Source organism: Kamptonema formosum PCC 6407 (assembly GCF_000332155.1).
Classification (GTDB): Bacteria; Cyanobacteriota; Cyanobacteriia; order Cyanobacteriales; family Microcoleaceae; genus Kamptonema; species Kamptonema formosum.
Map to the genome: position 1 here is coordinate 2,008,641 of NZ_KB235904.1, position 23,806 is coordinate 2,032,446.

The 23,806-nt window shown below is 47.4% G+C and carries 16 protein-coding genes; 7 read left to right on the forward strand and 9 right to left on the reverse strand.

Annotated elements, in window-relative coordinates:
• Window positions 1–248 precede the first annotated feature (248 nt).
• Entirely contained in the window at window positions 249–674 is a 426-nt protein-coding gene (locus tag OSCIL6407_RS0125735; RefSeq protein WP_007355844.1) for a universal stress protein, read from the reverse strand.
• Window positions 674–1,987 carry a histidinol dehydrogenase gene (hisD, locus tag OSCIL6407_RS0125740; protein WP_007355843.1) on the reverse strand — a complete coding sequence of 438 codons (1,314 nt, stop codon included), beginning with the start codon at window positions 1,985–1,987 and terminating at the stop codon, window positions 674–676. Before hisD ends, OSCIL6407_RS0125735 begins: the two co-directional genes overlap by 1 nt.
• A gap of 301 nt (window positions 1,988–2,288) precedes the next feature.
• Between hisD and rpsT the strand changes: the two genes are divergently transcribed.
• The gene (rpsT, locus tag OSCIL6407_RS0125750) at window positions 2,289–2,588 is read left to right on the forward strand and encodes a 30S ribosomal protein S20 (RefSeq protein WP_007355842.1); all 300 of its coding nucleotides are present in this window, start codon (window positions 2,289–2,291) and stop codon (window positions 2,586–2,588) included.
• A 77-nt stretch (window positions 2,589–2,665) separates the two neighbouring features.
• Window positions 2,666–3,451, forward strand: a complete 786-nt coding sequence (locus OSCIL6407_RS0125755) for a TatD family hydrolase (protein WP_007355841.1) — start codon at window positions 2,666–2,668, stop codon at window positions 3,449–3,451.
• A 135-nt stretch (window positions 3,452–3,586) separates the two neighbouring features.
• On the opposite strand, the gene OSCIL6407_RS34900 is transcribed toward OSCIL6407_RS0125755, so the two are convergent.
• Window positions 3,587–3,856 (reverse strand): hypothetical protein, encoded by a 270-nt coding sequence (locus OSCIL6407_RS34900; RefSeq protein WP_148288933.1) that lies wholly within the window; start codon window positions 3,854–3,856, stop codon window positions 3,587–3,589.
• An 87-nt stretch (window positions 3,857–3,943) separates the two neighbouring features.
• On the opposite strand from OSCIL6407_RS34900, the gene rpoB reads away from it, so the two are divergent.
• The 3 genes from rpoB (at window position 3,944) to OSCIL6407_RS0125775 (ending at window position 13,878) form a co-directional block, all read left to right on the forward strand.
• Window positions 3,944–7,333 carry a DNA-directed RNA polymerase subunit beta gene (gene rpoB / locus OSCIL6407_RS0125765; RefSeq protein ID WP_007355840.1) on the forward strand — a complete coding sequence of 1,130 codons (3,390 nt, stop codon included), beginning with the start codon at window positions 3,944–3,946 and terminating at the stop codon, window positions 7,331–7,333.
• Window positions 7,334–7,639: 306 nt separating this feature from the next.
• Window positions 7,640–9,511: a DNA-directed RNA polymerase subunit gamma gene (locus OSCIL6407_RS0125770; protein WP_007355839.1), complete on the forward strand. Its 1,872-nt coding sequence runs from the start codon at window positions 7,640–7,642 to the stop codon at window positions 9,509–9,511.
• A gap of 185 nt (window positions 9,512–9,696) precedes the next feature.
• Window positions 9,697–13,878, forward strand: a complete 4,182-nt coding sequence (locus OSCIL6407_RS0125775; RefSeq protein ID WP_007358327.1) for a DNA-directed RNA polymerase subunit beta' — start codon at window positions 9,697–9,699, stop codon at window positions 13,876–13,878.
• A 265-nt stretch (window positions 13,879–14,143) separates the two neighbouring features.
• Here the strand turns inward: OSCIL6407_RS0125775 and OSCIL6407_RS0125780 are convergent, their stop codons facing one another.
• The 3 genes from OSCIL6407_RS0125780 to OSCIL6407_RS0125790 form a co-directional block, all read right to left on the reverse strand.
• The gene (locus OSCIL6407_RS0125780; RefSeq protein ID WP_019487846.1) at window positions 14,144–15,376 is read right to left on the reverse strand and encodes an HhoA/HhoB/HtrA family serine endopeptidase; all 1,233 of its coding nucleotides are present in this window, start codon (window positions 15,374–15,376) and stop codon (window positions 14,144–14,146) included.
• Window positions 15,377–15,767: 391 nt separating this feature from the next.
• Entirely contained in the window at window positions 15,768–15,974 is a 207-nt protein-coding gene (locus tag OSCIL6407_RS0125785; RefSeq protein ID WP_148288934.1) for a hypothetical protein, read from the reverse strand.
• Window positions 15,975–16,173: 199 nt separating this feature from the next.
• Window positions 16,174–16,380: a hypothetical protein gene (locus OSCIL6407_RS0125790; protein ID WP_007358543.1), complete on the reverse strand. Its 207-nt coding sequence runs from the start codon at window positions 16,378–16,380 to the stop codon at window positions 16,174–16,176.
• Between the two features lie 222 nt (window positions 16,381–16,602).
• On the opposite strand from OSCIL6407_RS0125790, the gene OSCIL6407_RS0125795 reads away from it, so the two are divergent.
• Both OSCIL6407_RS0125795 and OSCIL6407_RS0125800 read left to right on the forward strand, forming a co-directional pair.
• Window positions 16,603–17,247 (forward strand): pentapeptide repeat-containing protein, encoded by a 645-nt coding sequence (locus OSCIL6407_RS0125795; RefSeq protein ID WP_007358542.1) that lies wholly within the window; start codon window positions 16,603–16,605, stop codon window positions 17,245–17,247.
• A gap of 163 nt (window positions 17,248–17,410) precedes the next feature.
• On the forward strand, window positions 17,411–18,181 hold the full coding sequence (locus OSCIL6407_RS0125800; protein ID WP_007358540.1) for a pentapeptide repeat-containing protein: 771 nt from the start codon (window positions 17,411–17,413) through the stop codon (window positions 18,179–18,181).
• Between the two features lie 191 nt (window positions 18,182–18,372).
• Here OSCIL6407_RS0125800 and OSCIL6407_RS0125805 read toward each other — a convergent pair whose 3' ends face one another.
• The 3 genes from OSCIL6407_RS0125805 to OSCIL6407_RS0125815 form a co-directional block, all read right to left on the reverse strand.
• The gene (locus OSCIL6407_RS0125805) at window positions 18,373–21,372 is read right to left on the reverse strand and encodes a GAF domain-containing sensor histidine kinase (protein ID WP_007356021.1); all 3,000 of its coding nucleotides are present in this window, start codon (window positions 21,370–21,372) and stop codon (window positions 18,373–18,375) included.
• A 508-nt stretch (window positions 21,373–21,880) separates the two neighbouring features.
• Window positions 21,881–22,354: an NADAR family protein gene (locus OSCIL6407_RS0125810; RefSeq protein WP_007356019.1), complete on the reverse strand. Its 474-nt coding sequence runs from the start codon at window positions 22,352–22,354 to the stop codon at window positions 21,881–21,883.
• A gap of 339 nt (window positions 22,355–22,693) precedes the next feature.
• Window positions 22,694–23,791: a geranylgeranyl reductase family protein gene (locus OSCIL6407_RS0125815; RefSeq protein ID WP_007356018.1), complete on the reverse strand. Its 1,098-nt coding sequence runs from the start codon at window positions 23,789–23,791 to the stop codon at window positions 22,694–22,696.
• Window positions 23,792–23,806: the final 15 nt, after the last annotated feature.

Genomic DNA, 23,806 nt, shown 5'->3' on the forward strand with positions numbered 1-23,806 from the left:
AGTAATATTAGCCATAAGGGATGTCTTTTCCCGCTGGTTTGGCGTGGGTCATTGACTTTTTTCAAAAAGAGATTAGAGTATCCATATCTATTATATGAAGAGCGATCGCTAAAAATCTTATCAGATAGCGCGATCGCTTTTACTTTTCGCGATCGCACCGGAGAATGAAACCGCCCTGCCCCTCTCCCCCATCTCTCTTCCTTCTTCCCTAGCCCCTAGCCCCTAGCCCCTAGCCCCTAGCCCCTTCTTCAAACGGCCTTAACTACCAACACAGAACAAGCAGCATCCGCCACCACCTGAGAACTCACCGAACCCTCCAAAATTCGCTTCAAACCCGTTAAACCGCGACTCCCAATCACAATCAAATCAGCCTTATAAATATTAGCCAAACGCACAATTTCTTCCGCCGCATCCCCGGCCACAATCTCTACCTCACTCTGGCAAGGTAACTTCTCCTGATAAGATTGCAGAAGCTTTTCAATATGTCGATACGGTAATTCCTCAGAATTGAGATGGGGCTTGTCAGCAATCAATTCAAACTCAGATCCCGCCGAAGAAACCACATGAGAGAGAATAACTTTCGTCTCCGGTTCTAACCGAAATTGGTGCACAGCTACCATTACCTGGTCTATAGATTGCGAACCGTCAAGAGCCACCAAAATAGTCTTAAACACTAAAATTCCTCATCCCCGATATTTTCAGTTCGCAGCCGCACCGAGTCAGCGTGAGAAGGCAAACCTTCTGCTTTAGCTAAAACATTAATAGTTTTAGCCACTTTTTGCAGCGCCGTCGGCGAGTATTGAATCAAGCTGGAGTGTTTCATAAAGGTTTCCACTCCCAGCGGTGAGGCGTAACGGGCGGCCCCCGAAGTGGGCAGCGTATGATTCGGCCCCGCTAAATAGTCTCCCACAGCTTCCGGCGTGGAGCAACCTAAGAAAATTGCTCCTGCGTGGCGGATTTGGTCGAGGAGAGCCCAAGGATCGACTACTTCGAGTTCTAAGTGTTCGGGAGCGAATTCGTTAGATAGTTCTGCCGCTGCTTTCAGGGAATCTACAACTACAACTAAACCGTAGTTGGCGATCGCCTTTTCGGTCAATATCCGACGCGGGTGTTCCGCCAACTGGCGCTCTACTTCCGCCACCACCTTTCTTGCCAATACTGAGTCTGTGGTCAGTAAAATTGCCGCTGCCATTGAATCGTGTTCAGCTTGAGCCAACATATCCGCTGCCACATATACGGGGTTGGCTAAACCATCTGCAATAATCAGCACTTCTGAGGGCCCTGCCAAAGTGTCGATGCCTACAGTCCCATAGACCAGCTTCTTTGCCAGCGTTACATAAATATTGCCGGGCCCAGTGATTAAATCTACCTTGGGGATAGTGTCTGTACCGTAGGCCAAAGCTGCGATCGCCTGTGCTCCTCCCACCCGATAAATTTCCTCGATTCCGGCTTCCTGGGCTGCCACCAGCACCGCAGGAGCGATCTTTTTCTCTGGCCCTGGGGGAGTACACATGACAATACGCGGTACCTTAGCCACCTTCGCTGGCACGGCATTCATCAGCACCGTACTGGGATAGGCCGCCTGTCCCCCAGGAACGTAAAGCCCAGCTCGGTCTACGGGTGTGTAGCGCTTGCCCAAAACTACCTCGTCTTCCCCAAACTGCACCCATGACTTAGGAATGCGCTGTCGGTGAAAAGCTTCAATCTGCTGGCAAGCCAAGCGGATTGCATCTAATAATTCTTTGGATACTTGCTGGTAGGCCGCGTCCAATTCAGACCCGCTCACCCTCAACTCTTCAACATTTAGGGAAAGGTGGTCGAATTCAGCGGTATAGTGCAGCAGAGCCTTGTCGCCTTTGCGCTTTACGGCTTGCAGCACTTCCCGTACCGTTGCCTCTTTGTGAACAACCAAGTCGTCGTGGGTGCGATCGCAGATTCGTCGCAGTTCAGCTTGTGCTTCAACCCACTGAGTTATGATTCGCAGCATGGAGATTAGGAATGCCTACCGTAGGAATTGCCCGCCAGAAGAGCGGGGGAGCGGGGAGGGGGAGGGGGGCGGAGGGGAGGGGGCAGGGGGAGAGGGAGCTGGGAGATTTTTTCACATCTGCTCCTGTGCTTCTCTGCTCCCCTGCTCTCCTCCGTCCCCGCTCTTCTGCTAACCCTTAATCCTTGTTATAGCTTAACCTAGATTTTTTGGGGAATCGCGATTTAAGGGGAATAGATGTTATATTAGTTTGTCCGGTACTTTGTATTTTTAATTCAATACCAGCCAGAAATCACTGCCGACTATGCCCAATATTAAGTCCGCCATCAAACGAGTCGAAATTGCCGAGCGCAACCGACTGGAAAACAAAGCCTACAAGTCTGCTGTCAAAACTCTGATGAAGAAGTATTTGGCAGCCGTTGACACCTACGCCGCCGCTCCCACTCCCGAATCAATGGAGCAAGTACAGCAGCGGATGTCTGAGGCTTTCAGCAAAATCGACAAAGCTGTAAAGCGCGGCGTGCTACACCGCAATAATGGCGATCGCAAAAAATCTCGCTTGGCTAAGGCTCTCAAACGCAAACAGACCCCAGTTGTCAATTAAAAATTAAAAATTAAAAATTAAAAATAATTGAATTTTTAATTTTTAATTGATAGCTCTGACATACTCCTAAAAAAATAGTGCAGCTAATTGATACTCACGTTCACATCAACTTTGAGACGTTTAAAGACGATCTAGAAGCCGTGCGAGAGCGGTGGCGAGCAGCGGGAGTAGTCCGTCTAGTTCATTCTTGCGTAGAGCCGGAAGAATTTGCAGGAATTCAGGCGATCGCTAACCGCTTTGAGGAAGTATCCTTTGCCGTCGGCCTCCATCCCCTAGATGCCGACAAGTGGACGGAATCAACAGCAGAACAAATTTTAGAGCTGGCTAGTTCAGACTCTAGAGTAGTAGCGATCGGCGAAACCGGGTTGGACTTTTATAAAGCCAGCAACGCTCAGCAACAGATAGAAGCCTTTACCTCTCAACTGGCGATCGCCCAAAAGCTCAACAAACCCGTCATCATCCATTGCCGTGACGCAGCCGCGCCTATGGCCGCAATGCTGCGAGAATTTTGGCAAACTTCCGGGCCAGTTCGAGGCGTGATGCACTGCTGGGGAGGAACCCCAGAAGAAACCGAATGGTTCTTAGACCTGGGCTTCTATATCAGCTTCAGCGGGACTGTCACCTTTAAAAAAGCTGTCCAAATTCAAGAATCAGCTCGCAAAGTCAAAAGCGATCGCCTCCTGATCGAGACCGACTGCCCCTTTCTCGCCCCCGCCCCCAATCGCGGCAAACGCAACGAACCAGCCTACGTGCGCCACGTAGCCGAGGAAGTTGCTAGATTAAGAGAAGTATCCTTAGAAACTCTCTGCCAGCAAACTACCAGGAATGCCTGCGAGCTTTTTGACCTATCAGAGCACAAATAGTGCCAGAATATAGGATTGGGGATCGGCAATCAGCCCTTGAGTAAAACGGGCATTAATCTAGAAATTGTCGATGGCGCGACTTCCCCAAGAACAAAAGGTCTACAGCCTGCTAGTATCGCAATTGCGTCCTATAATTTAAAGAGAGGAAACCGCGATCGTAATGAATTGGCACTGTATCTTCAAAAATATCAAAAATCGCGAGTTCCGCTTGCGGGATTTAATCACACCAATGTCATCAATTTTAGTAGTCAATTTGGGAAAGGCTTTCCCCAAAACTGGCAGAGCAATAGAACGCAAAGCGAACATATTGTCTAGAAAATCTCTATACAGTATGTCTGCTGTCAGTTTTGGCGATTGGTGCGCCAGGGAAACTGCTACCCAAGAATCTACATATAAATATTCCATAAAAAGCAATAAGCAACAAACGACAAGTACAAGAGTCCCGTGAGGGCGTTCTTAGAAAGGCAAGAGCCACACAGTTTGAGGAAACCCATGACTAATCAGATTTACACACCACAACCCAGCTTCACCTTACCTGACCTGATCGAAATTCAGCGGGCATCATTCCGCTGGTTTCTAGAATCGGGCCTAATCGAAGAACTAGACAGCTTTTCGCCCATCACCGACTACACGGGAAAACTAGAACTCCACTTCTTAGGCAAAGACTTCAAACTCAAGCGCCCCAAATACGACGTAGACGAAGCCAAGCGTCGGGATAGCACTTATGCCGTCCAAATGTACGTCCCCACCCGCCTGATCAACAAAGAAACAGGCGAAATCAAAGAAATGGAAGTCTTCATCGGCGATTTGCCCTTGATGACAGAGCGCGGTACCTTCATCATTAACGGTGCAGAGCGAGTCATAGTCAACCAAATCGTGCGATCGCCCGGAGTCTACTACAAATCGGAAACAGACAAAAACGGTCGCCGCAGCTACAACGCCTCACTGATTCCCAACCGAGGCGCGTGGTTGAAATTTGAGACGGATAAAAACGATTTAGTGTGGGTGCGAATCGACAAAACCCGCAAACTTTCCGCCCAAGTCTTGCTCAAGGCCCTGGGCCTGTCTGATGGCGAAATCCTCGATGCTCTGCGCCACCCCGAATACTTCCAGAAAACCATAGAAAAAGAAGGTCAGTTCGGGGAAGAAGAAGCCTTAATGGAACTCTACCGCAAACTGCGACCGGGGGAACCGCCCACAGTCGCCGGGGGAGAACAACTGCTAAACTCCCGTTTCTTTGACCCCAAACGCTACGACCTCGGAAAAGTGGGACGCTACAAGCTCAACAAAAAGCTGCGCCTCTCCGTTCCCGACACCATGCGCGTGCTCACTCCCCAGGATATTCTCTCTTGCGTGGATTACCTGATTAACCTGGAATTTGATATCGGCTCTACTGATGATATCGACCACTTAGGCAATCGGCGGGTGCGTTCCGTAGGAGAACTGTTGCAAAACCAAGTCCGGGTGGGACTTAACCGCTTAGAGCGGATCATTCGGGAACGGATGACTGTGAGCGATGCTGAATCCCTGACTCCTGCTTCCCTGGTGAATCCCAAACCATTAGTAGCGGCAATTAAGGAATTCTTCGGGAGTTCCCAGCTATCGCAGTTCATGGATCAGACTAATCCCCTTGCGGAACTGACCCACAAACGCCGACTTTCAGCCTTGGGCCCCGGCGGTTTGACCAGGGAAAGAGCGGGTTTTGCGGTGCGCGACATTCACCCCTCCCACTACGGCCGGATTTGCCCGATTGAAACCCCGGAAGGGCCCAATGCGGGTTTGATTGGTTCCTTGGCAACTCACGCGCGGGTGAATCCCTACGGATTTTTGGAAACGCCGTTTTATCCAGTGGAAAAAGGGCGAATATTGCGCGATCGCGCCCCTGCTTACATGACTGCGGACGAGGAAGATGACCTCCGCGTTGCCCCCGGTGATATTCGTACTGATGCTGAGGGGAATATTCAAGGGGATTCCGTACCCGTGCGCTATCGTCAGGAGTTCACGACTACGACTCCCATGCAGGTAGACTATGTGGCCGTGTCTCCCGTGCAGATTGTCTCCGTGGCAACTTCCCTGATTCCCTTCCTCGAACACGATGACGCTAACCGGGCGCTGATGGGCTCGAATATGCAGCGGCAAGCAGTACCTTTGTTGTTGCCAGAACGCCCCTTAGTGGGGACGGGTTTGGAAGCTCAAGCGGCGCGAGATTCTGGGATGGTGGTGGTTTCTAAGTTTGATGGGGAAGTGGTCTATATTGACGCTACTCGGATTATTGTCAAGAGCATTAAGCCCGGTGTCGTTGAGGAAGAAGTGCATTTTAGCATTCGCGACTATAGCGATTTGCGTTCCAAAAATCCCCATGCTTTTAAGGCAAAATATGCCGGTTTTATCGAGTACGAACTTCAGAAATATCAGCGTTCAAACCAAGATACTTGTCTCAATCAGCGGCCGCTGATTTATGAAGGAGATTTTGTGGTGGCCGGGCAGGTGCTAGCGGATGGCTCTTCTACGGAGGGGGCAGAGTTGGCTCTGGGTCACAATATCTTAGTAGTTTATATGCCTTGGGAAGGCTACAACTATGAAGATGCGATGCTCATTTCCGAGCGCTTAGTTTATGAAGATGTTTATACTTCCATTCACATTGAGAAGTATGAAATCGAAGCTCGACAAACTAAACTGGGGCCTGAAGAAATTACCCGCGAAATTCCGAATGTGGGGGAAGATTCCCTTAGACAATTAGACGAACAAGGCATTATCCGTAAGGGTGCCTGGGTAGAAGCTAGCGATATTTTGGTGGGGAAAGTTACGCCCAAGGGGGAAAGCGACCAACCGCCAGAGGAGAAGTTATTGCGGGCAATTTTCGGGGAGAAGGCCCGCGATGTCCGAGATAATTCTCTGCGAGTTCCCAATGGGGAAAAGGGGCGCGTCGTGGACGTGCGGGTATTTACGCGCGAACAGGGCGATGAATTGCCACCGGGGGCGAATATGGTGGTACGGGTGTACGTGGCCCAGAAACGCAAGATCCAAGTGGGAGATAAAATGGCGGGGCGACACGGGAATAAAGGTATCGTCTCTCGGATTTTGCCGAAGGAAGATATGCCTTATTTGCCCGATGGCCGGCCCGTAGATATCGTCCTCAATCCTTTGGGCGTACCGTCGCGGATGAACGTGGGCCAGATTTTTGAATGCCTGTTGGGATGGGCGGGTGAGAATTTGGGCTTGCGGTTTAAGATCGTGCCTTTTGATGAAATGCACGGGGCTGAGAAATCGCGGGAAAGCGTACACGGCAAGTTACGGGAAGCGCGGGAGAAAACGGGTAAGGGTTGGATTTTTGATGAAAATCATCCAGGGAAATCTACTGTTTTTGACGGACGGACTGGGGAGGCTTTCGATCGCCCGATTACTGTGGGCGTGGCTTATATGCTCAAGCTGGTTCACTTGGTTGATGATAAGATTCACGCCCGGTCTACGGGGCCCTATTCTTTGGTCACTCAACAACCTTTGGGTGGTAAAGCACAGCAAGGAGGTCAACGGTTTGGAGAGATGGAAGTATGGGCGCTGGAGGCCTTTGGCGCGGCTTATACTTTGCAGGAACTTTTAACTGTGAAGTCCGATGATATGCAGGGACGCAATGAGGCCTTGAATGCGATCGTTAAGGGTAAGGCGATACCGCGCCCTGGTACGCCGGAATCCTTTAAGGTGCTAATGCGCGAGTTGCAGTCTTTGTGTTTGGACATTGCAGTTCACAAGGTAGAGACTGCGGAGGATGGATCTTCACGAGATGCAGAGGTCGATTTGATGGCTGATGCTCTTGGGAGGCGATCGCCCTCTCGGCCTACTTACGAATCGATTTCTAGAGATGAAATTGAAGACGAAATGTAGAAAATAGTTAACTGTTAACTGTTAACTGTTAACTGTTAGGTTTCTTAGTAGTAGGGACTTTAGTCGCTTGTCTTTCTAGAATTGAGCGACTAAAGTTACTAAGAGTTTGAGGGAGGACAGCATTGTGAGTTTTTTAGTAATATAGCAACCGCTGTTGTCGGTTAGGACGTTCTGATTTACACCAAACTCGCTGATTCTATTCCCTGCTTCCCCTGCTTTCCTTTCTTCCCCTAGTCCCTAGCCCCTAGCCCTGAGCATCGTAACCGCCAAGGCAGTTGCTATAACTAACAAATTTAAGGAGTAAATATGGCTAAATTAGAACAAAGATTTGACTACGTTAAAATTGGATTGGCTTCTCCCGAACGGATACGACAATGGGGAGAAAGAACTTTACCAAACGGTCAAATAGTAGGGGAAATTATAAAACCAGAGACCATAAATTACAGAACATTAAAACCCGAAATGGACGGCTTGTTTTGCGAGCGGATATTCGGGCCGGCAAAGGATTGGGAATGCCATTGTGGTAAATACAAAAGAGTCAGACACAGAGGCATTGTCTGCGAAAGATGCGGTGTCGAAGTCACTGAATCTCGCGTCCGCAGACACCGGATGGGCTTTATTAAATTAGCAGCTCCAGTTGCCCATGTTTGGTATCTCAAAGGTATTCCTAGTTACATGGCAATTTTGTTAGATATGCCCTTGCGGGATGTCGAACAAATTGTCTATTTCAACGCTTATGTAGTTCTCAACGCCGGCAATGCCGATAATCTTACTTACAAACAACTGCTGGCTGAGGATGCTTGGCTAGAAATCGAAGACCAACTCTACAGCGAAGACTCGGAGTTGTCCGGCGTAGAAGTTGGTATTGGTGCAGAAGCATTGCAAACTTTACTGCAAAACATCAACTTAGAATCAGAAGCAGAACAGTTGCGAGAAGATATTGCCGGCGCAAAGGGTCAGAAGCGGGCAAAACTAATTAAGCGCCTGCGGGTGATTGACAACTTCATTGCTACTGGCTCAAAACCAGAATGGATGGTGTTATCAGTAGTTCCCGTCATTCCCCCCGACTTGCGACCGATGGTGCAACTAGATGGGGGTCGGTTTGCTACTAGCGACCTTAACGATCTCTATCGCCGCGTAATTAACCGCAACAATCGCCTCGCGCGACTCCAAGAAATTCTCGCCCCAGAAATCATCATCCGCAACGAAAAGCGGATGCTGCAAGAAGCTGTGGACGCGCTGATTGACAATGGTCGTCGGGGACGCACAGTAGTGGGAGCAAATAACCGCCCGCTGAAGTCCCTCTCAGACATCATTGAAGGGAAACAGGGGCGCTTCCGGCAAAACTTGCTGGGTAAACGGGTTGACTACTCTGGTCGTTCCGTGATCGTAGTCGGGCCCAAGCTGAAAATCCATCAATGCGGCTTACCCAGGGAAATGGCGATCGAACTGTTCCAGCCTTTCGTCATCCACCGCCTGATCCGTCAAGGATTAGTCAACAATATCAAAGCAGCGAAGAAGTTGATCCAGCGCAGCGATCCTTCAGTGTGGGACGTGCTCGAAGAAGTGATCGAAGGGCATCCAGTGCTGCTTAACCGGGCTCCAACCCTTCACCGCTTAGGAATTCAAGCTTTTGAGCCAATTTTAGTAGAAGGGAGAGCAATACAATTACACCCCTTAGTTTGTCCCGCATTCAACGCCGACTTTGATGGCGACCAAATGGCCGTTCACGTACCTCTATCTCTAGAGTCTCAAGCAGAAGCAAGACTGCTAATGCTGGCTTCTAATAATATCTTGTCACCAGCGACAGGACGGCCAATCGTAACGCCTTCTCAAGATATGGTGCTCGGTTGCTACTACTTGACAGCGGAGAATCCCCAGACCCAAAAAGGGGCGGGTCGTTATTTCGCTAATTTTAACGATGCAGTTATTGCCTACGAACAGGGGGTAATTCATCTCCATTCTTACATCTGGGTGCGCTTTGACGGTGCAGTGGAAAATGTGGAGGCGGAGGGCGATCCGAAGGTTGAAAATTTGGCGAACGGTACTGTAAGTAAAGAGTACAAATTCCGTAGGGTAAGGGAAGACAAGGATGGGGTGATGCTTTCTCAATACATCCGCACGACAGCGGGGAGAATTATTTATCACCAAACAATTGAGTCGGCAATTAATAGTTAATTGTTAACGGTTAACGGCTAATGGCTAATGGCTAATGGCTAATGGTAAGAAAAAGTTTTGAGTTAAAGATTTAATTTCATAACTGATATGTACCAAATTAGCAATTAGCAATTAGCAATTAGCAATTAGCAATTAGCAATTAGCAATTAGCAATTAGCAATTAGCAACTAATAACAGGAAAGATAATGGCAGACAACAAAGTGATTTTTCGCAACCGTGTTGTGGATAAGGGTCAGCTCAAGAAATTGATTTCTTGGTCATTCACTCACTGCGGAACAGCGCGGACGGCAACTCTGGCAGACCGCCTCAAAGATTTGGGTTTCAGATATGCAACTAAAGCCGGGGTTTCTATTAGTGTAGATGACTTGGTAGTGCCACCATCAAAGCGATCGCTAATTGAAGCAGCCGAAGAAGAAATTCGCATAGCCGAAACTCGCTATACAAGGGGCGAAATTACGGGGGTAGAGCGGTTCCAGAAAGTAATTGATACTTGGAATAGCACCTCCGAAGACCTTAAAGATGAAGTTGTGAAGAATTTCCGGGCTTCAGATCCTTTGAACTCCGTGTATATGATGGCTTTCTCTGGGGCGCGGGGCAACATCTCCCAAGTCCGCCAATTAGTAGGAATGCGAGGATTGATGGCAGACCCGCAAGGGGAAATCATTGACTTGCCAATTAAAACTAATTTCCGGGAAGGATTGACAGTCACCGAGTATATTATTTCCTCCTACGGCGCGCGCAAAGGTTTAGTAGACACGGCATTGCGGACGGCGGATTCGGGTTACTTAACGCGCCGCCTTGTTGATGTTTCCCAAGATGTAATTGTCAGAGAATTTGACTGCGGGACTACAAGGGCATTGCGAGTCCGTCCCATGTCTGACGGCCAGAAAATATTGATTCCCCTCAGAGATAGACTATTTGGGCGGGTATTGGCAGCAGATGCGATCGACCCGAAAACGGGAAAACCAGTGCAAGCGGGAGAATTACAGGCAGTTCGCAATCAGGCCTGCGATGAAGAGTTAGCCGTCGCGATCGATAAAAGTGGGTTATCAGAGGTGATGGTGCGATCGCCCCTGACTTGCGAATCAACGCGGTCAGTTTGCCAGCACTGTTATGGTTGGTCGTTAGCCCACGCCGGGATGGTGGATTTGGGAGAAGCGATCGGCATTATTGCCGCGCAGTCGATAGGGGAACCGGGTACGCAGTTAACCATGCGGACTTTCCACACGGGGGGCGTATTTACTGGGGAAGTTGCCAAACAAGAAAAGGCGGAGTTTGCAGGCACGGTCAAGTTTCAGGATTTGCGCGTCCGTCCTTTCCGCACCCGACACGGGGAAGACGCATTCGTGGCAGAAAATAATGGCCTGTTAGTGCTGACGGGGGCTGAGGGTTCTCAGGGTAAAAAAGCTAAAGCCCAGAAAGTAGCGATCGCTGTCGTCCAAGGTTCGACGCTGATGGTCAAAGATGGGGCAACGGTGCAACCAGGGGATTTCTTAGCAGAAGTGCCTCTGGCCGGTCGCGCCGCCCGGAAAACTACGGAAAAAGTGACTAAAGACGTAGCGACAGATTTAGCTGGCGAGGTCAAATTCGATGGCGTAGTCCCCGAAGAAAAAACCGACCGCCAAGGGAACACCACCCGCATTGCTTCCAGGGGAGGCTTGATCTGGATTTTATCGGGGTCAGCCTACAACTTACCGCCCTCGGCAGAACCCGCAGTCAAGAATGGCGATCGCATTAAATCCGGCGGCGTACTGGCCCAAACCAAGCTAGTCTCAGAACATGGCGGTCTGGTGCGGATTGCTGACCAGCGGGAAATCGAAATTATCACCGCTTCCGTGCTCCTAGACCGAGCTAAAGTGCGAGTAGAAAGTGCCGGCGGCCGCGACCACTATACGATTGAAACCATTGAAGAAGGCACTGGGGACTGGGGACTAGCGAGTAGGGGAGGAGAAGAAGAAAATTCTGCCTCTTCTCCCTCTTCCCTAGCCCCTAGCCCCTCTCCCCTAGCCCCTTCTAAAGTACAGCGGTTTTCGCTGTTAGCTACTCCCGGCTCTAAGGTACAAAATGGGGAAGTTGTCGCTGAGTTAATGGACGATACTTACCGCACTGCCACCGGGGGCATTATCAAATATGCCGGTGTGGAAGTACACAAGCGCGGTAAGGCAAAACTGGGCTACGAAGTAGTCAAAGGCGGCACCTTACTCTGGGTTCCCGAAGAGTGCCACGAGGTAAATAAGGATATTTCCTTGCTGTTAGTAGAAGACGGTCAATATGTCGAAGCTGGGGCAGAAGTCGTCAAGGATATTTTCTGTCAAACTAACGGCGTAGTCGAGGTGATGCAGAAAAATGACATCCTCCGCGAAATTGTGATTAAACCAGGGGAACTGCATTTAATTGATGGCCCCGTTGGTGCTTTGGCAGAAGGCAAAATCGTCAATCCCGGCACGGAAGTGATACCAGGCCTGGTTGTCGAAGAACTGAGATATGCCGAGTATGTGGAGACTACCGAGGGCCCAGCCTTATTATTGCGGCCAGTAGTAGAGTTTCCCGTACCCGATCGTCCCAGCGTACCTTCTCAAACGGCGATCAGCGAATCCATTGCCCTACGAGCCGTACAGCGCCTACCTTATAAAGATGGGGAACGGGTGAAGTCAGTCGATGGCCTGGAGTTATTGCGGACGCAGTTGGTGCTAGAAATTGGTAACGATGCCCCCTATTTAGCTGCGGATATTGAACTGTTGCCCGATGAAGAAGAACCGGGTTCGATGCGTTTGCAACTGGTGATTCTGGAATCTCTGGCGATTCGACGAGATGCGATCGCAGATTCTACTCAGGGCAGTACGAATACTGGCTTGTTAGTGAAAGATGGCGATGTCATCGCGCCGGGGGCAGTGGTGGCGCGGACGGAAATTCTCTGTAAGGAATCTGGGGAAATTCGCGGTATTCGTTCTCGCAGTAACGAACCTGTACGCCGGATTTTAATCGTTCGCGATGCCGATTTAATGTCAATTGAGGTTTCCGGGGCTCTGGCAATACAGCCGGGTTCTCTGGTGGTGGCCGGTGCGGAAATTGCCCCCGGAGTGTTTATTGAGGAATCTGGTCAGGTGATTTCTGTGGAGGCAATAGCAAGCGAGAACGCAGAGGGGGCCACATCCGCCGTAGCTGTTCCCAAGCACCGCTTAACGATGCGAATTGCTCGGCCTTATCGGGTTTCCAATGGTGCTGTTCTCCACGTCCAAGATGGCGATTTAGTACAACGGGGTGACAACTTAGTGATTCTGGTCTTTGAACGAGCGAAGACGGGAGACATCATCCAAGGGTTGCCTCGGATTGAAGAGTTGCTGGAAGCCCGGAAGCCAAAGGAAGCCTGTATTTTGGCTAAGCGGGCTGGTGTTGCTCAAGTCGATATGGATGAAGACGGGGCAGGTATGAAGGTAATTGAGGATGATGGTCGGATTGAAGATTATCCGATGTTACCTGGTCAGAATGTGGTTGTGTCTGAGGGGCAACGGGTGGAGGCTGCCGATCCTTTGACCGATGGCCCAGCGAATCCCCATGAGATTGTGGAGATTTTCTTCTCGGCTCTCAAGGAGCGCGGGGTTTCTACTTGGGATGCTGCTTTGCAGAGTTTCCAGCAGGTACAGGCGTTTTTGGTGAATGGGGTGCAAGAGGTTTATCAGTCTCAGGGGATTGATATTTCTGATAAGCACATTGAGGTCATCGTCCGCCAGATGACGAATAAGGTGCGGATTGATGATGGTGGCGATACGACGATGTTGCCTGGGGAACTGGTGGAGTTGCGGCAGGTGGAACAGGTGAATGAGGCGATGAGTATTACTGGTGGTGCGCCGGCGGATTATACTCCCGTGCTACTGGGGATTACTAAGGCTTCCCTGAATACTGATTCGTTTATCTCGGCGGCTTCCTTCCAAGAGACGACGCGGGTGTTGACTGAGGCGGCGATAGAGGGTAAGTCTGATTGGCTGCGAGGCCTGAAGGAAAACGTGATCATCGGGCGGTTGATTCCGGCTGGGACTGGATTCAATGCCTATGAGGATTCTATGAATGCCGATCTAGCTTACGATGCTGGGGTATTTGATGAGGGAGTTGAAGGGGTTGAGGATGTGGTTCTCGACGATCGCATTGCTCGCCGCGCTTATACGTCTGACCGCAGTTTTGATGTTAAAAATGCTGCGGACGACGATGCTGATGTCGATATTGATGTCGATGATGAGGATGATGATGATTTTGAGGAGGAGGCGATCGTTATTGATGATGAATTAGAAGAGGGCGCTGAGGATGCGATCTCTTCAATCATGGAGGATGATGACATGATTGGCTATGACTTTGATGAGGATGAAGATTAAAAGTTAGGGGCTAGGGGCTAGGGGCTAGGGGCTAGGGAAGAGAGGCTAGGGAAATAAAGGGAAGAGAGAGGTAGAGGTTAAAAGAAATCAGCAGCTTTCTTCTTCTCTTGCCCTATTTTCTAGCCCCTAACCCCTTTCTTCCCTGAGCATCGGAGCATCGGAGCATCGTAACCCCTTCTTCCCTAGCCCCCAGCCCCTAGCCTTTAACCCCTTCTTCCCTTCTTCCCTAGCCCCTAGCCCCTAGCCCCTAGCCCCTCTTCTCTAGCTATTTAAGTTGCGCTGTTGTGACGTAAAGCTCTTTTGTTATGTCAAGACGGCGCACTTTTAGTTTTAGGTTTTGACCAACTCTGCTATTTTCTACGATGTTTTGTACTTGAGCGGCGCTGGTGACAGCTTCGTTGTCAATCTCGACTATGACATCGCCACTGCGAATTCCAGCTTTTAGAGCGGGGGTATCAGGCATAACTCGCATAACCAGTACGCCTTTTATTTCTGACACTCTAAAAGGAGCATTGGGGTCAGCGTTATTTTCTCTGGCGATTTCTGGGGTAAGCGTGACCATTTGGATGCCTAAGAAGGGGTGGCTGACTTCTTCTCCTTTGGCTAATTGGGTGATAATTGTTTTTGCTTTGTTAATGGGGATGGCGAAGCCTATTCCCATTGCATCAGGACGAATGGCTGTGTTAATGCCGATTACTTCTCCAGAGTCATTGAGGAGAGGGCCGCCGGAGTTGCCGGGGTTGATGGCTGCGTCAGTTTGAATGAAGTCGAGCCGCTTGTCGGGGATGCCAACTGCTGCGGATGAGCGTTTGAGGGTGCTGATGATGCCGAGGGTTACGGTGTTGTCAAATCCAAGGGGGTTGCCGACTGCGATCGCCCAGTCTCCTACTTCTACAACATCGGAGTTTCCTAAGCTAGCAATGGGTAAATTGCTACTTGGGGCGGTAATTTTAACTGCGGCTAAGTCTGTGATTTCGTCTGTACCGAGTACTTCTCCTGTATAGATAGTACCGTCGTTTAAGGTGACTGTTACTTTATCTGCGCGATCGACTACGTGGGCGTTTGTGAGTACAATCCCACTTTTGTCGATGATGAAGCCGGAACCTTGACCTCGGAGGCGCTCTGAGCGCGGAATTTGGGAGCGTAAGTCGTCTCCAAAAAAGCGACCGAATAAGGGATCGTTATAAAATGGGTCGAGGGAACGAGTGACTGTACGCTCGGTGTCAATCCTGACTACGGCTGGCCCTACTCGCTTTACCGCTGCGGCGACGAAACTGCCGTGAGTTTCTGGATCTGGGGAACTACGAAGTGCAACTTGAAGCTTTGCAGGTAATATTTGCTGGCTAGAGCTAGGCAGATCGGGGAGGTTTGCAGCGATCGCTGGTTGTGGTGGTAAGCTGAAGCTGAAGGTGGCGATCGCGATCGCCAATGTCATTACCAACAGACGGGCAATACTTTGGGCGCGAAGCGACGGCTGTGAAAACTTTAAAAATCCCATAGCGTCAATCTTTCTCGGACTAGGTTGGTTAAGTTTAGAGAGGTTTTCGTAAACTCTCTGATGTGCAGTTATAGCAACCGCTTTCAGCGGTTAGGGGCTAGGGGCTAGGGGCTAGGGACTAGGGAAGAAGAGGAAGAAGGGAATAGAATTAAGGGTTTGAGGAAACTAGAATGTCCTAACCACCTTGGCGGTTGCTATATCTATTCTTAAAGATATTGTGACAGTTAAAATACAAAAATTCAGGACTTAGAATCAAGCGATCGGAGTTCTACTTAGTGGTAGGGCGTGCGATCGCTGCCAACCATCTCTAGCTCTGAAAAACATCGCTTGTTTGCGGGCTTGTTTGTGGGAGCGCTCACCTGACGTTTAATTTTGTCCCTCTACGATTATGCTAAATTTTAATTATTGACAAACCAACTCCGATAGTAAGTGCTAAGTCTTTTACTGTCTTGACTTGACAACTTTTGAGCAGATACAAGGCTTGAATTTTTTGAAAGCTACTAGCAGTTTTTTGTTTTGTTAATAGGCTCTTAAGTTCTTCGGCTGTTTCTGCGATCTCGATCTTGCATACCCCCACCATATCAATTACCTCATCCAAGAGCGTATCTCGCCCGAAACTTATTGATTGTTACTAACTACTCATCGAAAAATTGTGGAATAATGCAGAATTTAAAAGTCATTATTCTGAATAATTTTTATTAATCTCTGACTACTGACTCCTGCATTCTTGTTTTGGAAAAAATTCTGTTTTTAATAAAAGATCGTTGGTATTTGATAGTATTCTAGAAAGCTCAGAGTTAATCTACAACTCTAATCGCACCCTGACGCAGACTTTCAAACATCCGATTGATAGAGTTTTGTTCTTCAGAACTCAGAAAATCTTTTGCCAGTAACATCGACATCAACCGCCGCCGATCGGTACGGGTAATTCTCCGAGTAGAAAATATTTCTAACACTATTTGCTCGATACTGAGTTGGGGAGCGCTGACTTGAGGTGTCATCATCTTTATGGGAACTCAACACTATCAGTATCGTTTATACATACCCTTTGACGTGCGATCGCCAACTCTTAAATTATGTGATAACACTTACAGTTATAAGTGATATTAATCACAACTTACTTAAGTAAACTCAGAAGCGAACTCTATCTTAATCTTTACTTTTTCATCCGGTCAAGCCGCGTCAGTCAGAGTATTTTGCATTCAATGAGACATAGAGAAGCAATAATGAACGTTGACGAACTGCTGAGGCTATACGCAACAGGAGAAAGAAATTTCAGTGGAGTATACCTACCAGAGGTGTATCTCTGTGACGCAGAGCTAATTGGAGCCAACCTATGCGAATCAGATATTACCGGAGCTAACCTGAGTAAAGCCAAACTCAACAGAGCCAACCTCAGCAAAGCCAATCTCAGCAACACCAATCTCAGCGGTACAGATCTGGGAGGAGCTGACATGACAGAAGCAATTTTAACTGAAGCAAACCTGTGTCGAGCCGACCTGATCGGTACTAATCTTAGCAAAGCTGACTTGAGCAGAGCCTTCCTCACCCAGGCAAATTTCATCGGAGCCAATATTTCTAGAGCAATCCTATGTCAGACAGACTTGCACGGAGTCAACCTCTACGGAGTAAATCTGCGTCGAGCAATTCTTACCGAAGCTGACCTAATCGGAGCCAATTTAACTAAGGTAGACCTCAGTGGAGCCGACTTAATGGGAGCTAGCCTAATTAGAGCAGACCTAACTGAAGCTATCTTAAGTGCCGCAGACCTGACTGGTGCCAACCTACTAGGCGCAAACCTAACTGGAGTCAACCTCAGTGGAGTATATCTTAAGGGCGCAACCATGCCCGACGGTACAGTTCACGACTAATTGCCCTTCTATTTTGGCAGCCTGCGAAGAACTGGTGGTAAATTAAGGAGTAATGAGCTGTTAAGCGAAAATTACTCCTTAGCAATTTTAGTTTTAATTTTATTGCAAATAAGCGATACTAAGAGTATTTTAGATTTTATATTTTGGATTTTAGAGGCTAAAAATGAAACTCAGAATCCTCGCAACTGCAACGCTGCTAACCGCGATTTTCCCAGCCATTGCTGCATCTGCCGAGAATATTGAACATACACAACAGCTACTAGCAACCCGACAGTGTTCTCAGTGCGACCTCAGCGGTGCAGGTCTAGTTTTAGCCAACCTGACTGGAGCAGATCTCAGAGGTGCTAACTTGAGCGGTGCCAATCTCAGCCGCGCTAACCTTAGTGGTGCAGATCTTACAGGCGCAAACCTCAGCGGTACTAGCCTCTATGGTGTCAACTTGAGCGGTGCCAATCTCACAGGTGCAAATCTCAGTGGTGCTGATTTGAGAACTGCTTATTTAGGTAATGCCAATTTAGCTAGCATTAATCTGAGTAATGCACAATTACTAGGAGTTAGGGGATTGCCAACCAATATCGGGGAAGCAGAGGACTTCTATAGATTAGGGTTGGCAGAAGCCAAAGCTGGAAACTACAGAAATGCCATAGATTATTACAATCAAGCACTCAGCCTCAAACCCGATCTAGCAGTAGTGTATTTTGCGCGAAGTATGTCTCGCGCTGACTTGGGAGACTTTCCAGGCGCGACTCAGGATGCTCAGATAGCTAATCAACTCTTTGCCTCTCAAGGAAATGCTAGAGGTCAGGAAGTGTCGAAGCAGTTAGAGCAAGCGATCGTAACCCGTCAAAAGCCAACGGAACCTCAAACCAGTGGCGGAGGATGGATGAATGCTTTAGGAGCGTTAGGATCTGTCTTACTAAAAGTCCTGTTTTAAATTTGTACGATGGGTGGATCGCGTGAAGAAGGGGCTAGGGGCTAGGGACTAGGGGCTAGGGAAAGAGGGGGGAGATGGGGAGCAGGGGGGCGGGGGAGCAGGGGGAGGATGGGGAAGATAGGGAAGATAGGGGAGATGGGTAATAGCCATTACCAATTACCCATTAGCAATTAGCCATTAGCCATTAGCCATTAATTTACTGGAATTTCAATCCTAAACTCAGTACCTTCCCCTGGTTGAGAAATACACCTAAGTACACCTTTGTGTTTTTCTACTATAATTTGGTAGCTGATTGATAAACCTAATCCCGTCCCTTGACCGACAGGCTTAGTGGTAAAAAAGGGATTAAATATCTGAGAAACCAAATTTTGAGGAATTCCTTGACCATTATCTTGAATGGAGATAACCGCAGTTTCAGGATCGGTCAATTCAGTCCGAATCCGAATGTAAGCCGGCGTATCATTAGGCGTAAAAAATATTGAGTTTTGAGTCGAAATTCCGGTATCTTCTAAGTTTTTTTGCCTCATACCCCGATCTCGAATCCCCATTTCTAGAGCATCAATAGCATTGCTAATGATATTCATAAATACCTGATTTAACAGACCAGCATAACACTCAACTAGCGGCAGATTTCCATACTCTTTGAAAAGCTCAATAGCAGGACGGTCTGGCTTAGCTTTGAGCCGATGCTGCAAGATTACCAGCGTACTTTCTAGACCTTCGTGGATGTCAACTGGTTTTTTATCTGCTTGATCTAAGCGTGAGAAATTGCGTAAAGACAGAACTAGCTGGCGAATACGCTCGGCTCCCATTTTCATTGAGTCGAGAATTTTTGGTAAATCTTTTGCCAGAAAGTCTAAATCAATAGCTTGGGTATGTTCGCTAATTCGATCGTTGGGTGCAGGGTACTCCTGTTCGTACAATTCTACTAAATCCAGTAAATCTTTAGTGTATTCAGTAACGTGAGAAATGTTACCGTAGATAAAGTTAACTGGGTTATTAATTTCGTGAGCAACACCTGCAACTAATTGTCCTAGTCCCGACATTTTCTCCGTTTGAATTAGTTGAGCTTGAGTGTGCCGTAGTTCCCCCAGAGTCCTACCTAACTGTTGAGCCTTGGCTTGCTCTGCAATAGCGGCGGCTTGGCTGGCTTCATAAAGTTCTGCTTGGTGGATGGCGATCGCAGCTTGATGAGCTAGCTGTTGCAGTAAATCCCTTTCAGAATTTTGCCAAACTCTCGGCCCTGAACATTCGTGGGTAATCAATAACCCCCACAGCAAAGCATCGGTTCCAATTGGTACAATTAAACTCGCTCTGATCTGAAGACTCTCCAAAAACTTTCGGTGACAAGGCGCTAAATCATCCTGATAAATATCATTAATTGCCTGCACCCGTCCTTGCCGATAAAGACACGCGGACTCCTCTGGAAAGCAGTTTTCTGGGGCTTTAATGCCTAAAATAGAACTCCGCCCACTGCGGGTTATATCTGAGAGAGAGGCAATGCTTTCTACTACAACCTCGCCTTCTCTACCTTTGATAAACTGGTAAATCACAACGCGATCGGTATGCAGCAAAGTTCGTACTTCTCGCACAATCGTTTGCAAGATTTTTTTTAAATCCAGCGTACTGCGAATTTGGTCTGTAACTCTTCCTAATACCTTTGCCAACTCCAAAGACTGCTGCAACTGTGAAGTCCGTTCTTGAACTTGACGTTCCAAATTAATATTAAGATTTTGAACTTCTTTGTAAAGAGTGTACTGCTGAATTGCCATCGAAAAGTGATTGCCTATAGCTTTCACTTGCTCAATCTCACGGCTATTCCACTCACGGGATTGACCTTTTTTTAGTTCTCGCCATAATTCAAAAGATTGTCTAGGAAGCTGTTGTTTAACATTACTTTCAAAGCGACCTGCCCATAACCTTTCAGTCTCAATTTCATTCCGAAAAATTGTCAAATAACCGAGTAAGTGTTGGCGATATTGGAGCGGAACTACGAGTAAACCCCGAATTTGAGTAGATTGAAAAGCTGGAACTAATACTCTAAATGAAGGCTCTTTATATAAATCCGTAACGATCAAAATTGGGAATTGAGAATTGGGAATTGAGAATTGGGAATTGGGAATTGGGAATTGGGAAACCTCATTTATCTGTTTGAAACCTGCTGCTTTGAAGCCTGCTTCTGCCCACTGCTGCCATAAAGGATGCTCTTCAATCGGTATCTCTTTTTCCCATTTTGGTAGACTTGGCTGTTCGCCGCAAGTAAACAGCTCAAAGGAAGTAGGAAGGTCATCCTCTGAGAAATTTATCCCTTCAGGATTTATGGCTGTTGCCGATATATTTTTATCCTTAACCTTTTGATTTTTATTCTTAAAATAAACTCTACCCCCAGCACCTTGAAGATCTTTAACAGTAGCTTCTAAAGCAGCTTTCAATTGAATAGTGGGTTGACCATGCAAAAGAGTTGCAACTCGGTTAACTTTAGCTTCACGAAGTGCTTGTTCGCGAGTTTGTCCCAGAAGATTGGAATGAGAAATCGCGATTGAAATTTGATCGACTACTAACTGGACTAGCTGTAAATCTGTTTCTGAAATGCGATTCGATTCGCAGTGGTGAGAAACTAAAAGTCCCCAAAGTTCAGTTTTAGATTTTAAATTTTGAGTTCGCGATTGGGAAATTCCTAAATGGTCGGTTATTTCTTGCTCGCTTAGATCGCATAAAATCGGAACTACTACAGAGGATTGCACTCCCATTGCCCTCAGATAAGTCGCGTGGCAAGTGTCTACGGATCTATACCTGATCTCTTCACTTGTCAGTGATTCTCCTGTCTCCGCAGAATCCAGCGGACTCAAACCCATTAACCCGGAATTAACATCAACTATTGTACGCTGCCGTAGATTGACATACATCTCTCGCGCTTCTTGAGGAATATCATCGGCTGGAAAATTTAGGCCTTTAAGGGATGGAAGGCGATTATTATTAATAGACTCGGCAACTACTTCGCCGCTACCATCGGTATTAAACCGATAAATCATTACTCTATCTGTTCCCAAAAAACCGCGCACTTCCTGTGATGCACAGATTAATATCTCTGGTAACTCCAAAGATTGGCGAATGCGTTTGGTGATTCGGCGCAGTAAAACTTCTCTGTCTAGTCTCTGCTTTAATTCTTGTGTATTTTCTACCAGATTCATCTTTCTTCTCGCCTGGAGATTCCGGTTATAACTGTAATGATGGCAACGCTTGCGCTGGCGAGACATCTACAGCTAGGTCTTTAACTTTTGTCACTCAAGTAGATCGCTGAGGTAAAAATTCCTCGCCCTACGCAATTCAACTAACCTCTTTCAAACGCTCTACTATTTTGGATGTTAGATTAGCCGTGGGTAGTGGACAATTTAATACTGCCTGCGATGAGCTGCTAGCATTATGTTTGATCCCTGCACTGAAAAAGGCATTTTTTCAAGCTAACCCTTCATTTCTATCATCTTATAAATTTTGAGTGTTCTGGAAGTTTTATCAAAAAAAAATTAATTTTTATGAAAAATTAACAATTATTTACACAAATTTATAAAATGCTAATTTTCGTAAACGCTAAGACGGTGAGGAAGTTGTTAATTGTTGATATTATTAATTTTATTGTATTTTCATTCTGCGGTTCTAGCTCAACTCAATTTTTCTGGGTTGTGGCTTCTGCTAATAAGTTTAGGATTGGGGTAGTACACCGCGATCGCGGCGTTGGGAGATTTCTAAGCGAACGCTCATCAGTATTTTGCCCAAATGGTTTTGGCCAGTACGATCGCAGCCACAGCCCCAGTAGTAATCTGTGGGTGAATCCTCAACAATTAGGCGATCGCCTGTAGACAGCAGAATAGCTTGGATATCGCTGTGGGTGATAAACTTTGTTAAAACGGCCTCTCGCATAATTTCAGTTTTCACTTCTTCCCAGTCGGGGCGAAGTTGTCGGCTGGGTTCGCGCCCTAACTTGGCTGCTTGCTGGGGCGTTTCTGAGGCGTGAATCAGATAAATTAATTGTTCATCTACACTACCAACAAATTTTTGTGCTTGATAATAGTGTTCTACCGTCAACCAGTCTTGACCGTTTAAGTAAATGCTGTGGGGTGAAAAGTTAGAAAAGCAGCCATAGGGCTCTTCTACCTTATAAAAGTAAATTGTCATCAGCGTCGAACATAGGACTTTATATAGCAACCGCTTTCGGCGGTTAGGGGCTAGGGGCTAGGGACTAGGGACTAGGGGAAGAAAAGAAAGATGGGGAAGAAGGGAATAGAATCAGCGAGTTTGGTGGAATTCAGAACTTCTTAACTGCCAAGAAGGTTGCTATAATTTTGATTTTCTCAGGGTAGGTTGAGCTGATAAGTAGAAGGAAGAAGGAAGAAGGAAGAAGGATTTACTTAAATATTGAGTTGTAGGGGTGGGTTGAGCCGATAAATTTAGCGAGTTTAGAAAAAGTGTTTACAAAACCCGCCCTACAATAGTTTTGAGTTTTAAGTTGGCGGCCTAAAATGGCATCAGCCGTTTGATCGCACGGTTAGCGATATCGGCATAACGCAATTCTCCGCAGAGGATCTTACTCATAACTTGGGTAGCTACTGGCAGCTTAACACCGGCTTTATACGCAACTCCAGTAAACTGATAAAATGCGCCAGCTAAACGGTTAGCCCAAACCATATCAGTTCCCCATTCTTCGGAGATAACTTCAGTATATTTTTCCAAAGCATCGCCAGCACCGCTTAAAGCTTGGTCAATGGCGATCGCAGCTTTTACTCCGCTAAAAATTGAAGGGCGAATCCCTTCACCAGAGAGGGGATCTCCCACAACTGCGCTTTCTCCTGCTAGCAGTGCATTTTGAGAGTGCAGCTTGCGATCGCCATCCCACACAGACAAGGGATATTCATAAATCTGACTATTTTTAACATCTAGGCCGCACTGAGCTGCGTAATCAGCTAAAATATTTTTCAGATTTTTAGGAGCATCCCCTTTCAATGCCGCTATACTAACTGAGTAACCGCCAGCTTTCGGAAAGTTCCAAATATAACCTTTCTTAATTGTTCCAAAATCAAATTTGAGAGTATCGCCTGTTGTAGTAGATGCTGTTTCTAAAATTGCACTCAAATGGCGTTTCGGTTCTTTAAATCCCAACCATTTAGCCATCGGCCCGCTAACTCCATCCGCAGCAATTAAATAGCGACCTGTAACAGGTTCTCCATTAGTTTTAACTTGCCAAGCAGAGTTTTGAAACTCAATTCCCTTAACCTCAGTAGAAGGTCTAAATTCAGCACCAAGGCTCTGAGCTTGCTTAATTAAAAAGTCATCAAATTCATCGCGTCTTACCATCCACATTGACGTATCTATATCAACTTCAACTGGATCTTCATTCTTCCAGGTGTAGCGAATTTTATTGACTTTTAGCGAAATAGCGGGGGTAAAATCACAGTCAAACCACTGAGCGATCGCAGGAGAAATCCCCCCACCACAAGGTTTAAATCGCGGCCAAGATTCCTTTTCCAGCACTAAAACAGAACGTCCTCGCTTGGCCAAGTGATAGGCGGCTGTACTTCCTGCTGGGCCGGCACCTACAATAATGCAATCAAACATTTTGTTAGTTGTTAA